The sequence below is a fragment of the Gardnerella sp. c10Ua_244 genome, assembly GCF_055818055.1.
In genome coordinates this window covers 307,309-332,552 of the sequence record NZ_JARFVS010000002.1, presented here as the reverse complement: position 1 = coordinate 332,552, position 25,244 = coordinate 307,309, and the positions used below count along the sequence as shown (strand labels likewise).

Sequence of the window (25,244 nt, the reverse complement as noted above, 5' to 3'; positions counted from 1 at the left end):
ATTAGTCTCGATTCACTTGCTGGTTGATAAGAATTTGTACATTTTGGTAGGTATTAAGTTTTGGTGCAGTGCTTGAAATACCTGTTTTTTTGCAGAATTGATCAATTGCTATTTTTAATCCAGCTTTTACTGTGTGCCAATCATGACCATTGCCTTGAGAAAGCATGGTTATAACATTCATTCCAGCGCGATGTGCGCTTAGTGCGATGGTTGCCTGATTCGCTTGAGATTTAGTATCCCATGAGCCCGCAATAGCGTAATAATTTTGTTTCAAAGGAGCATTTTTACGCATTATCACGCTAGGTATATGTCGCTCATATTCTGATGTGTTTCCATTGAAATAATGATTAATTGTTTCTTGGCGATTTTTATATGTTGGTTCTAGTTCCCCTCCGGCAGAAAAAATGTTTCCAAATATATCAGGGTGAGATGGAACTAGTTGCGTTGAGCAAGTGCCTCCTTGTGAGAAGCCGCCCATAAGCCACATTTTAGGATCTTTGCTTACTGGCAAATGTTTGCGTATCCATTTAGGAACATCATTAATTAAATATGTTTCTGCTTTGCCGAACACATGTGTATCCGCACACAGAGAATTATGCGAAGATTTACCATTTTGGTCAGGGGCTACAACAATAGGTGCAAGACCGTAGTGATTTTTCGCGTAATTGTCTAAAGTATTTGCAATATCGCTTGCTGCAAAAAAGTGATTAGGGCTACCAGGTTGTCCTGCAAACATGACCATAACTGGCAGTTTTGGTGGTTTTTTAACAAGTGCAGCAGGTGGCAAGTATACGTTTGCTATTCTGGCATTGAAATGTGAAGCAGTGTTAGGGATATAAACTGAACGAACAATACCTTTTTTAGGCAGTTTTGGCAGTTTTTGTTGTGCTGCTAACTCTCTCCATTGTTTAATACTAGAGGATGCGGATTTTTGCTTATTAACTTCTAGTTTTGGAAAACCGCCCATTCCAAATATTGAACCTATTGTCGTGTATTCCCCATAAATCATGTCTACATGAAGAGCTGTGCTTGCTAACGTCAAGATAATAGCTATTACTGCAACTAGTTTTCTCCATTTGTGTAAGAAAACAAATGCTGTTGCTGCAAAACCTATAAGCCCGAAGCCGCATGCAATAGAAAAAATAACGAGCCATCCAAGACTTACTTCGAATACAAGAAACACGTCAGAAATAAGCCAAGCAATTATTCCACCGACAAAAAATGTTATGACACCTATTGCAAGTTGTATTAGTAAGTGGAACATTTTCTTGCCGCGTTTTGTTTTCATAAAAAGCAACAAGACTAAAGAAATACCATTTACGCTAAAAAGGCTTACTGGTAGCCATCCTTGCAAAAGACTCACTTTTGCCAATTGCAGCATGTTTGACTCCTATACTTTCTAGTCTAATTTGCGTACCAGTTACTAATCTAAGCGACATATACGCACAGTAATTGCCCAACCTAGTAATGTAATGCTAGTATCTGAAATTTTCCTCAATATTTGTTTTATTTTTTATTATTTATTCTATTTAAATAATAAATATCGAAACATATATTGTAATCAGTCCTAAGTATTAAAATTGCTATTTTTTCTTGTTTCAATGCATTGTTAAAAATTTATGACGATAGCAATAAGTAAACTTGCACATTATTAGTAATAATTAGTACGTGTGTGATTTATTGAGGATAGTATGAAGTCATTTTTGCGCTTGAAAGTTCCGTATTGGCTGTATGCATTTCTTTTCTTTGTTATTGACGGCATGTCGGTAATTATTGTGCAAATGGGTGTGCAGCGCGCTGGAAGAGTTGAGATGACTTCTGCAATGTCTGGTGGACGTTGGGGATTAATAACTAAAACCTGGAAAGAACTTAATTTCGTTATTGTTCTTAGTGCGCTCGTTGTTGCGATGATATACGGTTTAATTCTTTTGATTAGTAACCGATTTTGGATATCAAGTGCAATAATTCTAAGTGTTTCATTGCTTATTGCTGTTATTGAATATATGAAAGTAAATGTTCGTTATGAAACTATTCTTCCTGCGGACTTAAACTTTTTAAAAAGTAACACTGGTAATGTCGCTTCATTTTTGCCAGATAATGCTCCTATGGTCATTGGTGTTGCTTTAGGCGTTTTTATTTTGCTTTTAGTTACAACTGTTTGCTTACACATATTTGATACAAATCATGGAAAGATTGTGCGATTTAAAGATTGGCGTTATTCTGCTGGTATTCGTGTTGCAATTGCGTTGATTTTAATAGGGAATTTAAGCTGGTATATTGGCGGCGTTGGCACAGTTGACTCTTCGGCTAATGTTTTTTCTAAAATGCTTGGTGACAGTCCTGCTATGTGGGATTCTGTTTATGACGCTCAACGCAATGGTGCTATTGTGGCATTTTTGCGTAATGTAAATCCTAAAATTATGGATAAACCGGCTGATTACAGTGAAGAAACTATGAAGGCTGTATACAAGCGTTATAACGATGAAGCTAAACGTATAAATCGTTCTCGTACAACAAATATGAACGATAATACTTTTATTCTTATCTTGTCTGAATCGTTCTCTGATCCTACTCGTGTTCCTGGTTTGAAGTTGAACAAGAATCCAATACCATTTATTAGCAATTTAAAGAAGCATACGGATAGTGGTTTGATGCTTTCTTCTGGTTATGGTGGCGGTACTGCAAATCTAGAGTACATGTCTTTAACTGGTTTGAGCATGGCTAATTTTGATCCTTCAATGACTAGCCCGTATCAGCAGTTGGTTCCTAATGCTCAATGGTCTCCAACTATTAATCAATATTGGGATGATTCTCGTAATTCTATTAAATCTATAGCTTTCCACCCGTATGAGCCGAGCATGTATTTGCGCGCTACTAATTACAAAAAGTTTGGATTTAGTAAGTTTTACGCATTGCAAGGACCTGATGTTATTGCTCACCGTGATGTTATAGATAAATCACCGTATGTTTCTGACGCATCAGCATATAAGAGTGCGTTAGAAAAGATTAAAGAGCATAAGCAACCTAGGTTCGTACAAATTGTTACTATGCAAAACCATATGCCTTATAGGGATTGGTATGCGAATAATGAATTCGAAGCGTCTCCTAAAGATGGTGCCGCTGATCTTGGTGATGATGAAAAAACTTCTATTGAAACGTATGCTAAGGGTGTGCAACACACTGATGAGGCAACACAAGCGTTTTTGAAGAGTTTAGATAAACTAAATAAGCCTATTACTGTTATGTTTTATGGTGACCATTTGCCAGGAATTTACGGCACTGCAAGTTCAGATGAAAAGAATTCATTGTCTTTGCATTTGACTGATTATTTTATTTGGTCAAATAAGGTTGCTTTGGAGCGTAAAGAGCGTAGTGAGAAAAAATCTTCAAACAAAAATGTAGAGCATTCTAATACAAATAAAGATGTAGATCATACTAATAAGTATTCTTCGCCTAACTTCTTTATTTCTCAGGCTGCTTTACATATGAACGCTAAAGTTTCTCCGTATCTTGCTTTCTTAACTTGTTTACATGAGCATGTGAGCGCTATGGAGCCTCCTGTTGTAAATACTATTCAAGGCTGGGATAGAATTCCTGAGGGACAATCAATTTATTTGGATAACGATGGTAATCCTATGATTTTGTCTAAGATGGATAAGAAGTCACGTCAACTTCTTCATGACTATCGCTTAATACAATACGATATTACTGCTGGAAAGCATTATTTGCGTAATACTGATTTTCTGAAATTACCGCGCTAAAAGCTAGTTTGGTTATTACAATGCCCCTCGTTTGTATTTGATACATAGTATGTTTCAAATAGCGAGGGGCTTATTGATTTGCAATTTGTTAATGAAAACTATATCAATTAACAAACTATTTTAAAGCTTTAGATGCGATATCATGCCTAAAGAACATGTGTGGAAGATTAACCTTATCTAATATGCTGTAGACGTTGTTTTGAGCGTCTTTTACGTCATCTCCATGCACTTGCACAAGAGCTACTCTACCTGAAGAAGTAAGAAGTTCGCCGCTTTCTTCATCGCTTTTTACTCCTGCATAATACACGTGCTGACCTTGATTTTCGTCAACAGGAATTTGAGGAAGAGGAGTTCCAGTAACTAAAGTGCCAGGGTAGCCTTCGCTAGCAATGATCACGCCGAGCGTAACACCGCTATTTTTCCAAGTAAAAGTTGGGCTTTTATGTCGCAAAATATTCCATATAGCTGCACCAAAATCTGAAGTAAGGCGAGGAAGCACAACTTCTGTTTCTGGGTCTCCAAAACGAGCATTAAACTCAATAACTTTAGGACCTGTTGCTGTATCAATTAAGCCAGCATAAAGCACGCCAGTAAAAGGCGTACCCTCTTTAGCTAGTCCTTCAACAGTTGGGCGCACAATTTCGTCGATAGCACGCTGAACTGTTTCGTCGCTAATTTGCGGTACAGGGCTATAAGCTCCCATGCCTCCAGTATTCGGCCCTTTGTCTCCGTCATAAGCACGCTTGTGATCTTGAGAAATAGGCATAACCCAAAAATCAGTTCCGCTTACAAAACTCATAAGTGAAAACTCTTGACCTTGCAAAAATTCTTCAATAACAACTTTTGCTCCGGCTTGACCAAAACGATGATCTACGAAAATATCCTCCAAAGCATCAACTGCTGTTTGCTCATCCATAGCAACAGTAACGCCTTTTCCAGCAGCCAAACCGTCCGCTTTAATAACAATTGGAGCACCATGCTCAAGAACGTATGCGCGTGCCGGTTCCAAAGCGTCAAATGTTTTGTAGGAGGCGGTTGGAACGTTGTGACGAGCCATAAGCTTTTTTGCGAAATCTTTAGAGCCTTCAATTTGAGCTGCGGCTTTGTTTGGACCAAAAGCGGCAATTCCATGCGCTTCAAAATCGTCAACAATGCCATTCATAAGGGGAACTTCAGGACCAATGAACGCAAAATCGTAGTTATTGTCTTTAACGAACTTAATAAGAGCGTCATGATCTGATTGACTTATGTTTACAGTTTGAATTCCATCTGCTGCAATACCAGGATTTCCAGGAGCAACAGTTACTTCTTCAACGCTTTCTTCTTTAAGTAACGCGTGTGCAATAGCGTGTTCGCGAGCGCCAGAACCAACTACTAAAACTTTCATTTTTAATCCTTTATTGCTTTAAGATTTTGCTGTCTACTGTTTTGCAGCTTTATATTTTTCGGTTTTGCGGTTTTGTAGTTTACAACAACTCAACTGCAACGTTTTCTCGCTTAGCCATTTTGCCAATAATATAAGCGGTTTCGTCATGCTCGTTTAGTACTCGCATTGCCTCGTTTGCTCGGCTTTCATCAACTGCCAAAACCATGCCAATGCCCATATTAAAAACGTTGAACATTTCAGCGTGAGCAACTTTGCCTGCTTGTTCAATAACGCCAAAAATAGGTGGAACGCTCCAGCTAGTGGTATCAATTTTTGCAGCCAAATCATCTGCGTACATGCGCGGAACATTTTCAATAAATCCGCCGCCTGTAATATGAGCAACTCCCTTAATAAGATGTTCAGCAAAAAGTGGCTTTAAAGCTTTTACGTAGATTCGAGTAGGTTCAAGAAGAACTTCGCCAAGTGTTTTGCCATTAAGCTCATCTAGCTTGGTGTCAACGCTAAAACCTGCTTCTTCAAACAAAGCTTTGCGAACAAGAGAGAATCCGTTTGAATGAACTCCTGAAGAAGGAAGTCCGATAAGCACGTCGCCGGCAGTAATAGTGGATCCATCAACAATATTCGAACGTTCTGCAACGCCTACTGCAAAACCTGCAAGATCGTACTCGTCTTCGTCATACATTCCAGGCATTTCAGCAGTTTCGCCGCCAATTAAACCTGCTTCTGATTGCACGCAACCGTCTGCAACGCCTGAAACTACTTGCTCAAGTATTTCAGGATTGTTTTTTCCGCATGCAATATAATCGAGGAAGAAAAGCGGCTCGGCACCTTGAGCTGCAATATCGTTTACGCACATTGCAACGCAATCAATGCCAATAGTGTTATGCTTATTCATCATTTTTGCAATCACAAGCTTGGTTCCAACGCCATCCGTGCCAGAAATCAGCACTGGCTCTTTGTAACCAAGAGACGCCAAATCAAATAAGCCGCCAAATCCGCCAATGCCGCCTACAACGCCTGGGCGCTTTGTGCGATTTACATGAGATTTAATACGACGTACTACTTCGTATCCTGCTTCTACGCTTACGCCAGCTTCTTCATATGCGTGTGGCATATTGGTTCCTTTCGTAACAATGTTATAAGTATTTTCTTAAGTTTTATTTATAAATTGCAATGAACAATTTAATTAATAAATAATCAAGTTATTAAGTTATATAAGATTTTCGTGTGAATATTTACTGTGCTTCCTTACTTCTTGCAAATGTTCGCGTTCTTCAGGAGTAAGGGAAGCCAAGAATTCTTCGCCATAATCGTCTAGTGCAGTAGGGTAGTCGCCATTAAAGTAAGCAACGCACAAACCGCCATAAGGAGCAGGCTTTTTTAATCCAATCGACTCGACTAATCCATCTAAAGACAAAAATGCTAAGGAATCAGCATCGATATACTCGCGAATTTCTTCAACTGAATGCTTTGCTGCAATAAGTTCCTTCGTAGTTTGAATATCGATACCGTAGAAGCAAGGATATTTAAGCGGAGGGGAAGAAATACGCATATGCACTTCTTTAGCGCCAGCTTCTCGAAGCAATTGCACAATGCGCTTAGAAGTAGTTCCGCGAACAATCGAATCGTCAATAACGATAACGCGTTTTCCTGCAACTACACCACGAACAGCAGAAAGTTTCATACGAACGCCTTGCTCGCGTAATTCTTGCGTCGGTTGAATAAAAGTGCGTGCAACATACTGGTTTTTAATCAATCCCATTTCGTTTGGAATTCCGCTTGTTTCAGCGTATCCTGCAGCAGCAGAAAGTGAAGAATTAGGAACTCCAATAACCATATCTGCTTCAACAGGAGATTCTTTAGCCAAACGTGCACCCATGCGCTTTCGTACAGAATGAACATTAATACCGTAAATATTAGAATCTGGGCGAGCGAAATAAATAAATTCCATTGAGCATACTGCATGCTGCACGTGCTTTGTATATTGCTCAATAGTGTAGCCATCGTCATTAATAACAATGATTTCGCCAGGCTCAATATCGCGAATAAACTCTGCTCGCACAATATCAAGCGCACAAGTTTCAGAAGCAAGCACGTACGCGCCGTTCTTCATACGACCAAGCGAAAGAGGGCGGAAACCATTTGGATCAGTTGCTCCGATTAGTGCATCTTGAGTAAGCAATAAGTAAGCAAAACCGCCATGAACAGTTTGTAAAGCTTCTTTTAGGCGATCCATAAAAGTTGCTTTACTGGAGTGGCGAATTAAATGCATCAATATTTCAGTATCAGAATTTGAGTGGAATATTGAGCCTTTATCTTCCAAGGAATTACGTAGGCTAGTGCAATTTGTCAAATTTCCGTTATGAGCAAGAGCTACGTCTCCATCGTGGAAACGGAATAGGAAAGGCTGAATGTTATCAACGCTTCCAGAACCTGCAGTAGCATATCGCACGTGACCGATAGCCCTGTTTCCAGTAAGACGATCCATAACTTGTTCATTGCTAAATACTTGAGTTAGTAATCCCAATCCGCGATACCCATGCAGTTTGCCATTGTCGTTAGATACAATGCCGGCACCTTCTTGTCCTCGATGCTGTAGCGCATGAAGTCCAAAATATGTCAGCCTAGCTGCATCTTGATGACCCCACACACCAAATACGCCGCATTCTTCGTGAATATCTTCAAGTTCTGCAGACATTCATACCCCCCTAATAATCGATGATTGTAATCGTCGAATTTTGTAGTTATTTTGATACAAGTCTTGCAACTGTAAACTAAAGCTCATGCAGTGAAATATTCAACGCCAGCTTCAAACAATGGTTGCTCGTGGAAATCAGGAATATTGACATACAAGTCACGACCTGCGCGCTCGCAATGTCCCATTTTTCCAAAAACTCGACCATCTGGGCTGGTAATTCCTTCAACGGACATAATCGATCCGTTTGGATTCACATTCAAACTCATGCTTGGAACGCCATTGCTATCAACGTATTGCGTAGCTACTTGGCCGTTGTTAATAAGCTTTTCCATAACTTCGTTAGTAGCAATAAAACGACCTTCTCCATGAGAAATTGCAACAGTATGCATGTCTCCAACTTGCGTATTTGCTAACCATGGTGAAAGATTTGAAGCAATTCTAGTGCGAACAATCCTACTTTGGTGTCTGCCAATAGTGTTGTAGGTAAGAGTTGGGCATTCGGAATTTATTGGGATAATGTCACCAAAAGGCACAAGACCAAGCTTAATAAGCGCTTGGAAGCCGTTGCAAATTCCAAGCATTAAACCGTCACGATTATTAAGCAAGTCACGAACTGCGTCTGTTACTGCTGGATTCCTAAAGAATGCTGTAATGAATTTTGCAGAACCGTCCGGCTCGTCCCCTCCAGAGAAGCCTCCTGGAATCATTACAATTTGACTCTTTTTAATCTCTTCAACCAATTTCTCAGCTGATTGTGCAATATCTTTTGCGCTTAAATTATTAATAATAAGCGTATGAGCGTCTGCTCCAGCTTTTTCAAAAGCAGCTTGAGTATCGTATTCGCAATTATTTCCAGGGAAAACTGGGATAATAACGCGAGGATGCGAAAGCGGCTTTAGTTTTCCTGTGTGCATGCGGTCTGTAGTAGGAACATTAGTTTCGTTATTAATAGTTTCTACAATCTCGCCAGGCTTTTTATATGGGAAGATTGAGGAAAGTTCGCTTTCCCAAACCTTTTGCAAATCACTTAAATCAATTTCTTCGCCATTTGATGAAGTAATTACGTAATTTTCAGTTGTTTCGCCAACAAGCTCAACGTCAACCAAGCTTGTGTTAGCTAAAGACGGAACTTCAGCGTCTTCTTTAAGCTCAACATAGAAGCTTCCATATGCTGGCTTAAATAAATCATCGTCGCTTAAATTGTTGAATAATTTAAGACCAATATGATTTCCAAGCGTCATTTTGAATAAGCTTTCTGCACTAGCACCGTAGCTAGGAGTAGATATAGCAAGAGCTTGCTTGTTTTTCGTAATATTTTCTACAATTTCTAGTGCTTTCAGGAAGCTTTCTTTTTCTGGAGTAATTCCGTCGGATTTATACTTCGGAGCAATACGTATAACTTTATGATTTACACCCTTAAATTCAGGTGAAACAGTTAAACGTGCGTCTCCGGTAGAAACAGCAAACGAAATCAAAGTTGGTGGCACATCCAGATTCTCAAAACTGCCGCTCATAGAATCTTTGCCGCCAATAGCGCCAACGCCAAAATCAAGCTGTGCACTTAAAGCACCAAGAACTGCTGCAGCTGGCTTTCCCCAACGCTCTGGAATATCGTGAGGCTTGCCAAAATATTCTTGCAAACTCAAGTAAGCGCGTTCGCGCGTGAAACCGCTAGCTGCTAGCTTTGCCAATGATTCAACAACCGCAACATAAGCTCCAGTAAACTGATTCTTTTCCATCAAATACGGATTAAATCCCCAAGCCATTGCGGAAGCTGTGTTTGTTTCGCCAAATACTGGGAATTTAGCAACCATAGCTTGAGCAGGAGTAAGCTGACGGCGACCGCCAAAAGGCATAAGCACAGTAGCAGCGCCAATAGTAGAATCAAATCGTTCAGATAAGCCTTTATTTGAAGCAATATTAATATCCGAAACTAAGTTATGCATGCGCTTTTCTAACGGCAAATCTGACTGATTCTGCCATGGAGTTTCGTAAGATTCTCCACTTTCAATATGCAATATCTGCTGTTTTGGAGCGCCATTAGAAGCTAAGAATGCTCTGCTTAAGTCAACAATGGTTTTTCCACGCCAAGTCATTCGCATTCGCGCTTCTTCAGTAACAGTCGCTATTATTTCTGCTTCAAGATTTTCTTCACGAGCATACTTCAAAAATTCTTCAGCATCACTTGACGCAACGTCGACAGCCATGCGCTCTTGAGATTCAGAAATAGCAAGCTCAGTGCCATCGAGACCTTCATACTTTTTAGAAACTTTGTCGAGATTAATAGTTAAGCCGTCGGCAATTTCGCCAGTTGCGACAGAAACGCCGCCAGCGCCAAAATCGTTGCAACGCTTAATAAGTTGGCAAGCATCCTTGCGTCGGAAAAGTCGTTGGAGTTTTCGCTCAATAGGAGCATTACCTTTTTGAACTTCAGCTCCGCACTCTTCAATACTTTCAACATCTTGAGCTTTAGAAGCGCCGGTAGCGCCTCCAATACCATCTCTACCAGTGCGTCCGCCAAGAAGAATAATCACATCGCCAGGAGCTGGAGTTTCTCTGCGCACATGGTCGGCTGGGGTAGCGGCAACAACCGCACCAACCTCCATACGTTTTGCAACATAACCCGGATGATAAAGTTCATGCACTTCGCCAGTAGCTAAACCAATTTGATTTCCGTAAGAAGAGTATCCTGCGGCGGCAGAAGTTACGATTTTTCGCTGTGGAAGCTTACCGTTTAAAGTCTCGCTAATAGGCGTGCGTGGATCTGCAGCACCAGTTACGCGCATTGCTTGATACACGTAAGAGCGTCCAGAAAGAGGATCGCGGATGCAGCCACCAATGCACGTTGCAGCTCCACCGAAAGGCTCAATCTCTGTAGGATGATTATGTGTTTCGTTTTTAAACAGGAATAGCCAATCTTCGTCGTGACCGTTTACGTCCACTTTAACTTTTACTGTGCAAGCGTTGATTTCTTCTGACTCGTCCAAATTTTTAAGCTCGCCAGTATGCTTTAAGTATTTTGCGCCAATAGTTGCCATATCCATAAGGCAAATAGGCTTATTTTCGCGATTTAGTTCTTTTCGCAAATCAAGATAACGGCTAAATGCTTCTTGAACAGTGTTATCGTCAATGGAAATATCTGTAAGCTCGGTGCCAAAAGTCGTGTGACGGCAGTGGTCGGACCAGTACGTATCAATAACGCGAATTTCTGTAATAGTAGGATTTCTATGTTCTTCACAGAAATACTTCTGGCAGAACTTTGCGTCAGCCAAATCCATTGCCAAACCGCGAGTATTAATAAAGTCTTGTAATCCAGCTTCGTCTAAATCGTTAAATGAGCTAATTACTTCTACATCAGATGGTACAACTGCTTCTCGCTGTAAACTTTTTACCTCATCAAGTGAAGCTTCTCGCGCTTCAACAGGATTAATAACGTAGTGTTTAATATCGTTTAGTGCTTTTTCGTCAAGATTACCTTTTAAAGCGATTACTCTAGCAGTGCGCACTGTTGGGCGTTCGCCTTGACTAATAAGTTGAATGCATTCGCTAGCAGATTGCGCACGCTGATCGAATTGACCAGGCAAAAATTCTACAGCAAATACGTGCTCGTCGGTTTCAATAGGCAAGTAATCGTAAGTATTATCAACTGGAGGTTCGCTTAATACTGTTTGCACAGCATTGTCGAACAAATCTTTGCTGATACCTTCAACGTCATAACGGTTAATAATTCTTGCGGAAGTAATCGCGCTTATGCCAAGAATCTCCCTAAGCTCATGTAAAAGCTGTTGCGCTTGAACGTCAAAACCAGTGCGTTTTTCCACATATACGCGAAATACCACGAGAAACCTACCTTGTTGAATGTGCGGTATGAATGCAGTGTTTACTGTTGTATTGGTTTTAAATTATAAATATTAAATTATTCAAAATCACATTAAGAATGCATGTGGCTCGCACCCTTAAAGGTACGAGCCACAACAATCATTATCATTCTACGCAATCGTCAGGTTTGCGCACAGAAACATCCAAACCTTCGCTTTGAGCTAAAGATGCAAGCCTATCGTGAATTTCTTCATAAGCAGGAATGATGTCACCTAAATCGCGCCTGAACAAGTCCTTGTCCAAATGACTTACTCCGTTCGTACCAGCATTGCGCTTATCCCAAAGTCTGCAAGTATCAGGAGTTATTTCGTCAGCGAGAAGAATATTACCTTGCGCGTCTACGCCCTCTTCAATCTTGAAGTCAACAAGCTGAACATCAATCTTGGAGAAAATATCCAACAAAGCATTGTTAACAGCATGAGCTTGACGAGTGACTTCCGCCATTTCTTCATCTGTTGCTAATCCAAGAGCGACAACGCCTTCAGGATTAATAAATGGATCACCAAGCTCATCGGACTTTACGCAGAACTCCAACAATGGCTTCTTTAAAGGTGTTCCTTCTTTAACGTTATAACGTTTTGCAAAAGAACCTGCAGCAGTATTTCGCATAATAATTTCCAGTGGGAACATGCGCATACGCTTTACAAGTTGTTCAGTATCGGAAATTCGTCCGAGGAAGTGGCTTTTTACGCCGCGCGCCTCAAGTAAATGGAATAGTAACGAAGTAATCCGGTTATTTAAACTGCCTTTACCCGCAATCTGAGCTTTCTTCAGACCGTTACCAGCTGTTGCCTGGTTCATGTATTCAACCCATAGCACATTGGTGTCATCGGTAGCATACAGTTTTTTGGCTTTGCCTTCGTACAACTTCTCAAGTTTTTCCATGATATGCCCTCTCTTATGTGCATTCACAGTTGTAGGCGCAAACCAACAATATTTGTAGGTTTACCTGACCTTTGCCAGCACGATTAGCGTAACAATTGTTACCTACAAAATTTCCCTTCGTGCATACCGTAAATTATTATCTTTTTTAACTCTTATGCCTTAATTCTCAATGTATCTAAGCATTTGTTTGTGTAGTTTTTAGCGACATAGCGATGCGTGTCGCATTTTCTCTAGCTTCTTCCTGCGTTAATCCAGTAGCTAAAGAAACTGCCATGCGTCTGTGACCATGCACAGAAGGCTTAGCAAAAATACGCAAGTTGCATCGATAATTTTCGCCAGATTGCAAAGCTTGAGCAATATTCGTAAAACCAACAGATTCTTCCGCTTTAATAACAATGGCGTGACTTGCTGCAACTTCATTATTTTTCAAAGAGAGCTCAGTATAGCTAGCTGTAACTGGAACTCCCAAAATAGCCAATGCGTGTAATGCGAATTCACTGTAGTGCTGTGAAATCATAGTTACCATGCCAGTATCGTGTGGACGAGGTGACAATTCATTAAAAAGCAAAGGGCCATCAGTAAGCACAAATAATTCGACTCCATAAACGCCCCAACCTGTTTCGCCAGCTTCTTGCGCAATATCAGTCAAACCTTCTACAGCACGCTTTGCAATATCTTTCGCATTAGTGCGGATCGATTCAGGAATATTTGCAGGCTGCCAAGATTCTCTATAATCCCCGTCTTGCTGACACTGAGCGATCGGCTCACAAGTAGTAATTCCTGCGCAAGAGCTTATTGTAAGTACTGTAAGCTCATAATCAAGCGGAGCTAAAGCTTCAACAATAACGCGTGAACACTCATTTTCATGCCCAGCTGCTGCACGCCTGCCATGCTGAGCTTCATTCCAAGCTGCAAGCAAATTTTCAGAACTACGAACTATTGATTGACCGTGACCAGAAGAGCTCATAACAGGCTTAACTACACAAGGATAGCCAACTTTTTTAGCTCCATCCTCTAACTCTTCATAAGATGAAGCGAAACAATACGGTGTAGTAGGCAGTCCTAAATCTTCGTGCGCAATTCTACGCAAGCGCTCGCGATCCATTGCAATCGCGGCAATATCTGAGCTAGGAGCAACTTGAATATTCTTTTTAGCAGCATCTTTCAAAACTTCAGTAGCAATAGCTTCAACTTCTGGAATAATAATGTCAGGATTCACATTGGAAATAAGTTCTTGCAATTCTTGCGGATTCGACATATCTAGCACGTGGTATTCGTGAGCTATTTGCATTGCAGGAGCGTTTTTGTAGCTATCGGCAGCGCATACTCGCACGCCTAATCGCATAAGCTCAATCGCAATTTCCTTACCAAGCTCGCCAGATCCAAGAAGAAGCGCGGTTGTGTTGTTACTGTTTTCAGTTACGCCAAAAATGCGCTGATTTTGCTCAGAAAAACTCATACACCCATTGTTGCATTTGCCATTGTCGAATAATTGATGTTGTTACTACGACGCGCCGAAGTGTGTTGCTCTGGCGGAAATCTAGAAAATCGTGTATAGTATCCCTTTGTTGTGTGATTATGTATGTTTTCACGCGCATGGTGGCTATAGCTCAGTCGGTAGAGCATCTGATTGTGGTTCAGAAGGTCGCGCGTTCAAGCCGCGTTAGCCACCCCACTTAAACGGCTGGTAATTGACCAGCCGTTTTTTGTTAGTTTTGTAACCCTTCAAGCCGAACAGTACATAGGGTAAACTGATATGGTTAGGGTGTTTCCCGACTTAAATTGTGCGTGCGCAATGAAGTAATGCACAGAAGGAGTATTTATGGCTGGTAAGGCTTCACCTAGTGAACCATTGTGGGAGACAATTCTCCTGTTTGTGCCTAGAACTTTAGGAAAGTTAGTGCGCTCGTTTTTTGGTGTTGGAGAATACGATGAGGCATATCGCAGGGATGGTTTGTGCTTCGTTATGCTTGTTCTTGCGATTTTGTTCTGCGCATCAGAATGGTTTAGAGTTAGTGGATTTATTGGAGTAGGCCTCCATTTTGTGTCTTCTAGTTTGCTTGGGATTATGAGCGTTGTTCTGCCTGTGTGGTTAAGCGTTGTTGCTTTTAGGTTGATGCGTAACAGTGGAGCTGGCTCTGGTAATCCTCGTGTTATTAGCGGATTTATTATTCTATTGTTGTCTGTTTGCTCAATTCTTGATATTTCTTCTGCACCTCGCGGGAAAGCGTTTAATTTAGACACTGTACAGAAGTCAGGTGGGTTATTAGGTTTTGTGCTCGGATCTCCGCTATCGTGGGGTCTTTCTCGTATTTTTGCAATTATTATTTTTGTAGTGGCTGCTATTTTTTCGATATTAATGATTACTCGCCTTCATGTAACTGATATAGCTCAAGTCGTGGCTGCTATTCTTGCTAAGTATAATAATAATAAAAAGTCTTCTGAAGATTTAGGAAACTCCGCAGAAGATGATTCTGACAGCAAAGCCAATTCTTTGGAATTTGCAGATGGTGTGCCAACTCACAATGAAGAATTGCCGAAAAATAATAGCAGATCTTCTCAAATGTCTTCTGTGTTGAAACTGTTTAAATCATTCTTTAAGCGTAAAAACAGTAATAATAATGGGGAATTGCTTGACGAATACGCTGGCGATGATGCATTTTCGCATGCTGCTTCTCACGGTAATAGTGCAGATAATCTTGAAAGAGTTGAACCTCGTAAAGCAAGAACTGTGAGCAGCTCTTCCGATAATAATGCTGCAAATAATTCCCAATTTGAAAATGCTGATAATAATTCGAGTCAACTTACACCTAGAAGTGTTTCATCTTCGTCAAAGCCTGTTCCTGAAGAAATATTGCCAAAAGCTCCTATGAGTGATTCCTCTTTATCTGCAAGCGATCCATGGTCAAGTATTCCAGCTGAACGTATGGATCAATATCGCAGGGATCAGGAAGATTCAGATAATGAAAATGCTACCGACAGTGAAAATGGTGCTGGCAATAATAATGAGCCTTCTTTTGATTCTTCCTCTGAACCTTACAAGCTCCCTGATTTGAATCTTTTAGCTCATGGCAAGCCTCATGTTGCGAGAACTCAAGCAAACGATAACGTTATTCGTGCGCTAACTTCTACTTTTGAGCAATTTGACGTCGACGCTCACGTTATTGGATTCCTTAGAGGACCATCTGTTACGCAGTACGAGGTTGAGCTTGGTCCTGGTGTAAAAGTTGAAAAAGTTACGAATTTGCAAAAAAATATTGCATACGCTGTAGCTAGCACGGATGTGCGTATTTTGTCGCCAATTCCAGGAAAGTCTGCTATTGGTATTGAAATTCCAAACGTCGACCGCGAAATTGTGCATTTGGGAGATGTTCTGCGCTCGCAAAAAGCTATGAATGACCCTAATCCTATGCTTACAGGCGTTGGAAAAGATGTTGAAGGTCATTTCGTAACGGCAGCTCTCGATAAAATGCCGCATTTGCTTGTTGCTGGTGCTACCGGCTCTGGTAAGTCGAGTTTTATTAACTCAATGCTTACTTCGATTATTATGAGGGCAACTCCTGAGCAAGTTCGCATGATTATGGTCGATCCTAAGCGCGTGGAGCTTTCTGCTTATGCTGGCATTCCGCATTTGCTCACGCCGATTATTACGGATCCTAAGAAGGCTGCGCAGGCTCTTGAGTGGGTTGTTAAAGAGATGGATGCTCGCTACGATGACTTGCAATTCTTTGGTTTCCGTCATGTTAAAGATTTTAACAAGGCTGTTCGTGAAGGAAAGGTTCACGCACCGGCTGGATCTGAGCGAAAAGTTGCTCCATACCCGTATTTGCTTGTGGTTGTAGATGAGATGGCTGATTTGATGATGGTTGCTAAGAACGATGTGGAAAGTTCTATTCAGCGTATTACTCAGCTTGCTCGAGCTGCAGGTGTGCATTTGGTTCTCGCTACTCAGCGTCCGTCTGTTGATGTTGTAACAGGCCTGATTAAAGCAAATATTCCTTCTCGTTTGGCTTTTGCTACTTCGTCTGCTACTGATTCAAGGGTTATTCTTGATACTGTTGGCGCAGAGACTTTGATTGGTCAAGGTGATGCTTTGTTCCTTCCAATGGGTGCTGCAAAACCTCAACGTGTGCAGGGTTCGTGGGTGAGTGAATCTGAAATCCGTAAGGCTGTTGAGTATGTTCACACGCAGCGCAAGCCAAAGTATCGTGAAGATATTGAGCAAATGGCTCAAAAAGCTGATGCTCAAGCTCAAAGCAAGCTTAAAACTAGCGATATTGGCGACGATATGGATGAGTTGCTCCAGGCTGCTGAGCTTGTTGTTAGCTCGCAATTTGGCTCTACTTCAATGCTTCAGCGCAAGTTGCGCGTTGGCTTTGCAAAGGCAGGTCGATTGATGGATTTGCTTGAATCTCGAGGAGTAGTGGGACCTTCTGAAGGTTCTAAAGCTCGCGAAGTTTTGGTTCAGCCGGAAGATTTGCCAAAAGTTTTGGCTTTTATTCGTGGTGAGTCAGATTCGTTATAAGATATTGTATTGTTATGTGCAGTACCAAGTTGTGTGATGTGCTAGAAGTTTTTACTTTGCAGTAGAATGAAGGTTATGTGTATGAAGAAAAAAGCTAAGTCATCATTTTTCGCTGGCTGGAATTATGCTCCGAATATTGTGACTTATATCCGTATTTTGCTTTCGCTTGTTTTTATTGTTTTATATTTGAAAGCAGGTATATGGGGTTTTGATTCAGTTTCGTTGCGTTGGGCTGCGTTTGTGCTGTTTGTTGTAGCTGCTTCTACGGATAAGCTTGACGGGTGGATGGCTCGTAAATATCATAAGGTTACAGAATTAGGTAAGTTGCTTGATCCAATTGCGGATAAAATTCTTATTTTAGCTGCGCTTATTATTGCTTCTGTTTTCGGCGAAATTTATTGGTGGATAACCATCTTGTTCATGATTCGCGAAATTGCCATTACTCTTGTGCGAATTTATGTTGTTCATGTTCGTGGAAGGGTAATTGCTGCATCCTCTGCAGGAAAATATAAGACTCTTACGCAGTCGATTGGTATTGCAATGATTATTGCACCTCTTGTTGCAACTCTTCATGCTAATCCATTGCCTTCTTGGATGGTTTCTTACTATGCAGTTGCTTTTGGCTTGCTTGGTATTTCTTTGGGCTTTGCTTTCTATTCTGCAGTTTTGTATGTCTATAGTGCTTTCTTTGAGGGTTCTTCAAATAGCGAATCTCAAGTTGATGATGCAAAAAATGCAGTGCCTTTGTCTCCTGTGAAGTAAATAAAATATAACGAGTTAAACTTCTTGTTTGTAGCTTACGGTTTTTCATAGATTATCCCTAAAGGGTTTATGTTTTGGAAAATCGTAAGCTACAATCATATCGAGCGTATTATGAATAATTCTTCAGATTTTAATACAGTTTCTTTAGCTGCGGATCTATTGGAAAAAAGTTTTATTAAAGGAATGCATATTGCTTCAGCAGAGTCGTTAACTGGTGGGCTTTTGGCTGATGCTTTTGTTTCTGTTCCTGGTGCGTCACGAGTTTTTTGTGGATCTGCTGTCACTTATGATATTCATGCTAAATCCAAAATTCTTGGCGTAAATTCTAATCTTTTACAATCTGAAGGCGCGGTTTACCAGGATGTTGCTTTTCAAATGGCGATTGGAGCTGCTCAAATATATCGTGGCAGTGGATGGATGTATGAGGAAGATTGTGAGTGTTGTGCAAATTTTCCTATTATTGGCTTGTCTACAACTGGTGTCGCAGGTCCTGGTCCTGATGGTAGTAAACCAGCAGGTTTAGTTTATGTTGGAATATTTTTGCCTCAAGTTAGTGATGTTATGGATTCTGTTAAAGATGTAGCTCGTAAAGAACTTGAAAATGGCTGTGTGAGTAACGTCTATGATTATGATTTTGCTCAAATTGAAAGTCAAAGCGTAACTAAAATTGCGCCATCAAGTGCTGCTTTTGTTTTTGAATTGAGATTATCTGGCAGTCGTCAAGAAGTTCGCGAATCTACTGTATTTCAGTTGTTGAGAATAGCTAATGACTTGATTGCTTATGTCGAAGATTGTAAGTAGTTGGGGTGTAATCAAGACACGCGCTATCGAACAAATGTTCGCATATGTAGTATACTTATCTTTGTCGAGATGATTTAAGCTGAGTTAAGTGTTTAAGTGCTTGGATTAAATGTTTTATCCACATTGCACAAAAATGCTTGTACTTGAATCTAGTATGGAACTAAGGTCGTTCGATACATAACGGCATGCGAAAGGAGTAGCATACATGGCGCAAACAAAAAGTAAAGGCAGTATTAATCGCCTTATTGATGCGGATAAAACAGATCCACGTCGCCAAGCAGCGTTAGAAACTGCTTTAGCCAATGTTGAACGACAATATGGAAAAGGTTCTGCAATGCGCTTAGGTGATAGACCTATGCAAGATGTAGAAGTTATTCCTACTGGTTCATTAGCGTTGGACACTGCTTTGGGGATTGGCGGTGTTCCTAGAGGGCGAATAGTTGAAGTCTACGGTCCTGAGTCTTCTGGTAAAACAACTCTTGCTTTGCATATTGTTGCAAATGCTCAAAAAAATGGTGGGGTAGCGGCATTTATTGATGCTGAGCATGCGTTGGATCCTGTCTATGCGCGAAAGCTTGGAGTAGACACGGATGCTCTTATTGTTTCTCAGCCAGATAATGGTGAGCAGGCATTGGAAATTGCTGATATGCTTATTCGTTCTGGTGCGTTAGATGTTATTGTTGTTGATTCTGTAGCGGCATTAGTTCCTAAAGCTGAAATCGATGGCGATATGGGAGATAGTCATGTGGGCTTACAAGCTCGCTTAATGAGTCAGGCGTTGCGTAAGATGACTGGTGCTCTTTCACAAGCTGGCACTACTGCTATTTTTATTAATCAGCTTCGTGAAAAAATTGGCGTATTCTTTGGTAACCCTGAAACTACCACTGGTGGTAAAGCTTTGAAGTTCTATGCGTCTGTGCGCATGGATATTCGCAGAGTTTCTACTATTAAAGAGGGCGAAGAAGCTGTTGGTAACCGAACTAAAGTTAAGATTGTCAAGAATAAAATGGCTCCGCCTTTCAAAACTGCTGAGTTTGATGTTCTTTACGGAGAAGGCATCTCGACTGAAGGTTCTGTTATCGATATGGGACTGCAAGCTGAAGTTATTAAGAAATCTGGTTCTTGGTTTACTTATGAAGGTGAGCAGCTTGGACAAGGTCGTGAAAACGTCCGTAAATTCTTGAAAGATAATCCAGCTATTACTGAAGAAATTAGCGAAAAAGTCAAAGCTTCGTTAGGTTTAATGCATCCTGAAGATCAATTCGCTGAAGATTCTGAACTAGATCAATTCGATGATGATTCTGTAGCTAAAAATTCTGCACAAAAGTCATCCGAATCAAAGTAATAATAAGATTACAGTGTAAAGCGAATGCAATATGCCTATTAGTGTAGAGAGTTTTCTTCGCGATCATCCAGTAGAGCGTGCTGAAGAAAATGACGAAAGTAATAGTGTAGTGACACATACTCGCAAAAAAATATCGCATAAGTCAGTACTTTTAAGCGCAAAAAATAATACAAAAAACATGCCGTATGTAAAAAACGCTAAAGTAAGTGATTTAAGCGACGAACTTTGCAATAGTAGTGAAGATGATTGCAGGGAAGCTGCTTTAAGGCTTTTAGATTATGCTCCTCGCTCTGTGATGAACATGCGCAAAAGGCTTAAAGAAAAAGGCTACACGGAAGTTGCTGTTGACGCGGTTATTCATCGTTTGCTTGAATTGCATCTTCTTGATGACAATCAATACGCTCAAATGGTGATTCACTCTTGCGCAGTGAGGCTTCTTGGTGCTAGAGCTACTCGAATGGAATTGCAGCGTAAAAATGTTGATCCTGCTGCTATTTCACAAAACGTAGCTTCTGCTCAAAACTCTGGAGTATTCACTGAAGCAGCGTGGGAACTCGGTCGCAAAACGGCTTCACGCACGAGAAATCTTGAGCCTTTAGTTCGAAGACGAAGATTTTTCGCAGCAGCTGCAAGGAAAGGTCATGATTTAAACGTTATTAATGAAGTGTATGCAGCCTTATTTGAAAATAATAACGAGTGAATAGTAAAAGAGGCTGGCTTATACAAGTAAACCAGTCTCTTTTACTTAAAACTTTATGATTACTTTGCAAAATTATGCGCTTGAGCTAAAACATACTCAGGCATATCTTCAACATTAATAACATCATTAAAGCGTGGAGATTTATGCTCAAGATTCCTAAGCATGCTTGGAGCTTTAGTTCCTGTGATTTCACTAAGCGCATCCATGCATTTGAAATCATCCATATCTTGCACATGCTCAATGTTCAAAGCTTCAGCAACAACGCGAGGGAATTTGTATGGGCTTGCAGTGCTTAGCAATACTCTCGGCAGGTTTTCATCGTGTGGAATATTTTGCATAACGAAGAATCCGCAAGCAGTATGTGGATCGATTACATACTTGTACTTGTTCCAGCAGTCATAAATAGCTTCGCGAATTTGATCTTCATTTGCCCAACCGCAGCCAAACAGTGAGCGAATCTTTGCAAGCACATTTTCTGGAATCTCAAAAGCGCCCCACTGCTGTAAATCGTTCATAAGCATTTGTATTAAACGCGTGTCTTTATCGCACATGTAATAAAGCATTCGTTCCAAATTAGAAGAAACCAAAATATCCATAGAAGGCGCAACAGTGTGATGGAATGAGCGCTGACGGTTATAAGTGCCGCTTACCAAAAAATCAAACAAAACATTATTGCTATTGCTTGCAACAATAAGATGTTTTACAGGAAGACCAAGCATTTTTGCGTAATATCCAGCAAGAATATCGCCAAAATTGCCGGTTGGTACGCAAAACTCAACTTCGTCTCCAAGAGCTATTGCTTTACGCTCAACAAGTTGCTTATAAGCCGCAAAATAGTACACGACTTGCGGCACGAGTCGTCCAACATTTATTGAATTAGCAGAAGACAATTCAGTATTCGCAGATTCTTCAATATTTTTATTAAGCTCACTATTGGTGAAAATCTGTTTTACGCCAGTTTGAGCATCGTCAAAATTGCCTCGAACTGCGCAAACTTTCACATTTTCGCCCACCTGCGTAGTCATTTGCAATTCTTGAACGCGGCTAACTTTTCCTTCTGGATAAAAAGTAACCATAGAAGTGCCTGGAACATCAGCAAAACCAGCCAAAGCAGCTTTACCTGTATCTCCAGAAGTTGCAGTTAGAATCATAACGCTTTTTTCAATATCAGATTCGTTTTCGTGTTGAGTTTTAGTGCGAGACATTAATTGTGGCAACATTTGCAAAGCAACGTCTTTAAACGCGCATGTAGGACCATGGAAAAGTTCCATCACAAAATCGCGAGTGTTTCCAAGCTGCTGGAGTGGAGTAATAGCGTTATTAGCCCATTGATTGCCGTATGCCAGTTTAATGCAAGAAGAAAGCTCTTCTGAAGTATAATCTGGCAGTAACAGTTGCAAAATATCCTGCGCAATTTCTTGATACGATTTGCCTTGCAATTTAGAAATATCGTAACGCTCGCTACCAAGGCTATCAGCTACAAATAATCCGCCATCTTCAGCAATTCCTTTACGTATTGCCTCTTTTGATGTGCATGTTGGCTTAAGCGAACGAGTGCTATGGAAAATAGTTGTATCTGATGCCATAATAACTCCGTAACCGTCTGTTTATAGAGAATATTTTTTACTTACGTAGATTATTTATGTAAATTATTTACACAACTTATATCAAATTATGGTACCTGAAGCGCTGGGCGAATGGGCGTGTGCTAATCTCATATATATAAATGCTTTTGTTTTACTATTAATTAATTGGCGATTAGGCAAATAATTTATAGGGGGGAACGTTGTCTGTTGATGATTTAGTGGATGCTCGTGCTGATTGTGCGCGCAAAGCGTGGCGTAATTTTGCTCATGCAGATACTCGCGCAAAAAATGCGCTTCTCGAAAAAATGGCAGATGCTTTAGAGTTTGCAGCTTCAAATATTGCTGAGGCTAACAAAAAAGATCTTAAAGAAGCTGAAGCTAAGGGAATGGATGCTGGAAAGCTCGATCGGCTTAAATTTAATGAAGAGCGAATCCAAGCTTCTGCAAAAAGCGTGCGAAAAATTGCGCAATTGCAGGATCCTGTAGGTCAAGTAGTTCGCGGATACACTCTTCCTAATGGAATTAAACTTTCGCAAATTCGAGTTCCAATGGGCGTTATGGGAATGATTTACGAAGCTCGTCCAAACGTAACTATTGACGTAGCTGCTTTGTGTATTAAATCTGGAAATGCTGCGATTTTGCGAGGCGGAAGCGCGGCTCTCCATACGAATCAGGCGAGTATTGAAATTATACAATCGGTTCTTAAAAATTCTAACTTTAGTGCTGATTTGATTCAATCTGTTGATGATTTAGGAAGAGACGGAGCTACGTCAATGATGCATGCTCACGGTCATATTGATGTGCTTGTGCCTAGAGGTAGCGCAAATCTTATTGCAGCAGTTGTTCAAGAATCTACGGTTCCTGTTATTGAGACTGGAGCTGGAAACGTACATATTTATGTAGATAAAAGCGCTGATATTAAAAAAGCTATACCAATTATTATTAATGCAAAAACGCAACGAGTAGGCGTGTGCAACGCTGCTGAAAAATTATTAGTGCATAAAGCTGTTGCGCAAGAATTTTTGCCAAAAATCGCTGCTGCTTTAGCTGAGCATAATGTAATTTTACATGCAGACGATAAATCTTACGATATTTTGCAATCCGCTAATATTCAAAGATTGCAGCTTGAGCGTGCCACTGAGGAAGATTGGAAGCGAGAATATTTGTCGCTGAATATGGGTGTGAAAGTTGTAGATGATTATACTGATGCAGCTTCTCATATTGCGAAATATTCTACTGGCCATACTGAAACCATTATTGCTGAAGATTACTCAACTATTCAAAGTTTTATTGCAAGTGTTGATTCCGCTGTAGTTATGGTAAATGCTTCAACGCGCTTTACAGATGGCGGCGAATTTGGTTTCGGCGCAGAACTTGGTATTTCTACGCAAAAATTGCATGCGAGAGGCCCTATGGGTTTGCTTGAAATGACAACAACCAAATGGATCGGCTACGGAGATGGGCAGATACGCGAGTAGTACTGGTTTTAATAGTTACGTGGCGGTAAGGTAAGAGTATGCCTAATAATGACGTGAATTTAAGTACAGCTGAGGCGCTTGATATTGCTGCTGAACGTTTGTCCATTGTGCGATATGTTTTTTTGGTGCAAATTGAAGATGGTATTGCTTCTGCATCGCAACGTTCATCGCTTGAGTATGCTGACGCAGTGTTGATGGGCTGGCCAGATTCTGATTCGAATGATGTGACTATTCCTGATGAAACTTCGTTTAATAATGTTCTTAAAAATGTTCGCAATATGGAAAAGAATATTATTAAGTTTAGCGAATTAGAACGTGATCATGATATTGATGGCATGACATCCATGCTTGCTAAAATTTCGGAATCTGTAGCGAAAATTCGTGGTGCATATCAACCAGATTTCCCTCTTCCAACTTTTGCCGAAATCCAGCGTGTCGTAAAAGATGAGTGGGATGAAGAAATGGGCAACATTAATCCGGATAGCGCAAATGTTGCATCTGGATTAGTGAATGAAACTCAAGTGGAAGACAAGGAATCTGAAGCGAATGAGTCCTGAAATTCACGAAGATGCAGAACGTCGCATGTCTGACCTATTTCATGGCGCGTTTACTGGTAAAGAAGCGGCTCCTCCTGCGGTTGTGAATTCAGTTCATAAACGTACTTCTGCTCGTGGCAATGTGCATGAACGTCAACGCATTGGAATTATGGGCGGCACATTCGATCCAATACACAATGGTCACTTGGTTGCGGCTTCGGAAGTTGCTTGGGTTTATGATCTTGACGAAGTTATTTTCGTTCCTACCGGTAGGCCTGTTTTTAAGCTTGATAAAAAAGTTACGAATGCAGAAGATCGTTATTTAATGACTGTTATTGCAACAGCATCAAATCCAAAGTTCACTGTTTCTAGGGTTGATATTGATCGCCCTGGAGTTACTTATACTATCGATACTTTGCGAGATATACGTGCTCAACATCCTGATGCGGAACTTTTCTTTATTACTGGAGCTGACGCTATTGCTGAAATAATGCAATGGAAAAATGCGCGCGAAATGTGGAATTTGGCTCGATTCGTGGCTGTTACTCGTCCTGGCTATTCGAGGCCAGAAAAGTTAGCAGATTCTAATTCTCCGTTAATGCCTCGCCAAATGCATACGAATGATACTGGTATTGCAGCGAATTGTGACGATATGGTTCATTGTGATTCTACGCATTTGCCGGTTGATATTTTAGAGATTCCAGCATTGTCTATTTCTTCTACTGATGTTCGTCGTCGAGCTGAGCATGGTGAGCCGGTGTGGTATTTAGTTCCAGATGGAGTAGTTCAATACATAGTTAAGCATGGTTTATATCGTGCGTAATTATTGATTTTGTAGGCTTGTCGTTTATCGTCTGTGCAAAAAGTTAGTATTGATTATGTTCATTTCGCGAATTAAAGC

General features: G+C 40.6%; 17 protein-coding genes and 1 tRNA gene. 10 read left to right on the top strand and 8 right to left on the bottom strand.

All coding sequences use genetic code 11. The features are described 5' to 3' along the window. Window position 1: 1 nt before the first annotated feature. The gene (locus tag P0108_RS04650; protein ID WP_116773697.1) at window positions 2-1,381 is read right to left on the bottom strand and encodes an alpha/beta hydrolase; all 1,380 of its coding nucleotides are present in this window, start codon (window positions 1,379-1,381) and stop codon (window positions 2-4) included. A 310-nt stretch (window positions 1,382-1,691) separates the two neighbouring features. Here P0108_RS04650 and P0108_RS04645 point away from each other — a divergent pair, with 310 nt between their 5' ends. Beyond that, entirely contained in the window at window positions 1,692-3,761 is a 2,070-nt protein-coding gene (locus tag P0108_RS04645; protein WP_473730804.1) for an LTA synthase family protein, read from the top strand. 115 nt (window positions 3,762-3,876) lie between these two features. Here the strand turns inward: P0108_RS04645 and purD are convergent, their stop codons facing one another. The 6 genes from purD to purT all read right to left on the bottom strand — a co-directional run bounded on the left by purD (window position 3,877) and on the right by purT (window position 14,069). Beyond that, window positions 3,877-5,148 (bottom strand): phosphoribosylamine--glycine ligase, encoded by a 1,272-nt coding sequence (gene purD, locus P0108_RS04640; RefSeq protein ID WP_410311098.1) that lies wholly within the window; start codon window positions 5,146-5,148, stop codon window positions 3,877-3,879. A gap of 79 nt (window positions 5,149-5,227) precedes the next feature. Then, window positions 5,228-6,262 (bottom strand): phosphoribosylformylglycinamidine cyclo-ligase, encoded by a 1,035-nt coding sequence (gene purM, locus P0108_RS04635; RefSeq protein ID WP_119504477.1) that lies wholly within the window; start codon window positions 6,260-6,262, stop codon window positions 5,228-5,230. Between the two features lie 96 nt (window positions 6,263-6,358). Further along, window positions 6,359-7,846 (bottom strand): amidophosphoribosyltransferase, encoded by a 1,488-nt coding sequence (gene purF / locus P0108_RS04630; protein WP_004105975.1) that lies wholly within the window; start codon window positions 7,844-7,846, stop codon window positions 6,359-6,361. Window positions 7,847-7,929: 83 nt separating this feature from the next. Then, a complete protein-coding gene (locus tag P0108_RS04625) occupies window positions 7,930-11,685 on the bottom strand; it encodes a phosphoribosylformylglycinamidine synthase (protein ID WP_473730803.1) in 3,756 nt (1,251 codons plus the stop codon). Between the two features lie 145 nt (window positions 11,686-11,830). Further along, window positions 11,831-12,610, bottom strand: a complete 780-nt coding sequence (purC, locus tag P0108_RS04620) for a phosphoribosylaminoimidazolesuccinocarboxamide synthase (protein ID WP_410311099.1) — start codon at window positions 12,608-12,610, stop codon at window positions 11,831-11,833. Window positions 12,611-12,785: 175 nt separating this feature from the next. After that, the gene (gene purT, locus P0108_RS04615; protein WP_119504475.1) at window positions 12,786-14,069 is read right to left on the bottom strand and encodes a formate-dependent phosphoribosylglycinamide formyltransferase; all 1,284 of its coding nucleotides are present in this window, start codon (window positions 14,067-14,069) and stop codon (window positions 12,786-12,788) included. 140 nt (window positions 14,070-14,209) lie between these two features. Between purT and P0108_RS04610 the strand changes: the two genes are divergently transcribed. The 6 genes from P0108_RS04610 to P0108_RS04585 all read left to right on the top strand — a co-directional run bounded on the left by P0108_RS04610 (window position 14,210) and on the right by P0108_RS04585 (window position 20,743). Then, window positions 14,210-14,285: transfer RNA gene (locus P0108_RS04610), tRNA-His, on the top strand. 147 nt (window positions 14,286-14,432) lie between these two features. Next, entirely contained in the window at window positions 14,433-17,135 is a 2,703-nt protein-coding gene (locus tag P0108_RS04605) for an FtsK/SpoIIIE family DNA translocase (protein ID WP_410311100.1), read from the top strand. Window positions 17,136-17,216: 81 nt separating this feature from the next. Further along, window positions 17,217-17,897, top strand: a complete 681-nt coding sequence (pgsA, locus tag P0108_RS04600) for a CDP-diacylglycerol--glycerol-3-phosphate 3-phosphatidyltransferase (RefSeq protein WP_004108344.1) — start codon at window positions 17,217-17,219, stop codon at window positions 17,895-17,897. Window positions 17,898-18,008: 111 nt separating this feature from the next. After that, a complete protein-coding gene (locus tag P0108_RS04595) occupies window positions 18,009-18,698 on the top strand; it encodes a CinA family protein (protein ID WP_410311101.1) in 690 nt (229 codons plus the stop codon). Window positions 18,699-18,903: 205 nt separating this feature from the next. Beyond that, a complete protein-coding gene (gene recA, locus P0108_RS04590; protein WP_064621600.1) occupies window positions 18,904-20,043 on the top strand; it encodes a recombinase RecA in 1,140 nt (379 codons plus the stop codon). 31 nt (window positions 20,044-20,074) lie between these two features. Then, entirely contained in the window at window positions 20,075-20,743 is a 669-nt protein-coding gene (locus P0108_RS04585) for a regulatory protein RecX (protein WP_119504473.1), read from the top strand. A 59-nt stretch (window positions 20,744-20,802) separates the two neighbouring features. On the opposite strand, the gene thrC is transcribed toward P0108_RS04585, so the two are convergent. Beyond that, a complete protein-coding gene (thrC, locus tag P0108_RS04580) occupies window positions 20,803-22,329 on the bottom strand; it encodes a threonine synthase (RefSeq protein WP_119504472.1) in 1,527 nt (508 codons plus the stop codon). A gap of 200 nt (window positions 22,330-22,529) precedes the next feature. Here thrC and P0108_RS04575 point away from each other — a divergent pair, with 200 nt between their 5' ends. Genes P0108_RS04575 through nadD form a run of 3 tightly spaced genes read left to right on the top strand, consistent with a single transcriptional unit; the run spans window position 22,530 to window position 25,166 of the window. Then, window positions 22,530-23,807, top strand: a complete 1,278-nt coding sequence (locus P0108_RS04575; protein ID WP_410311102.1) for a glutamate-5-semialdehyde dehydrogenase — start codon at window positions 22,530-22,532, stop codon at window positions 23,805-23,807. Window positions 23,808-23,845: 38 nt separating this feature from the next. Next, on the top strand, window positions 23,846-24,364 hold the full coding sequence (locus P0108_RS04570; RefSeq protein WP_112928724.1) for a phosphoribosylglycinamide synthetase: 519 nt from the start codon (window positions 23,846-23,848) through the stop codon (window positions 24,362-24,364). Then, window positions 24,354-25,166 carry a nicotinate-nucleotide adenylyltransferase gene (gene nadD / locus P0108_RS04565; RefSeq protein ID WP_416090851.1) on the top strand — a complete coding sequence of 271 codons (813 nt, stop codon included), beginning with the start codon at window positions 24,354-24,356 and terminating at the stop codon, window positions 25,164-25,166. The genes P0108_RS04570 and nadD overlap by 11 nt, the downstream gene beginning before the upstream one ends. Window positions 25,167-25,244: the final 78 nt, after the last annotated feature.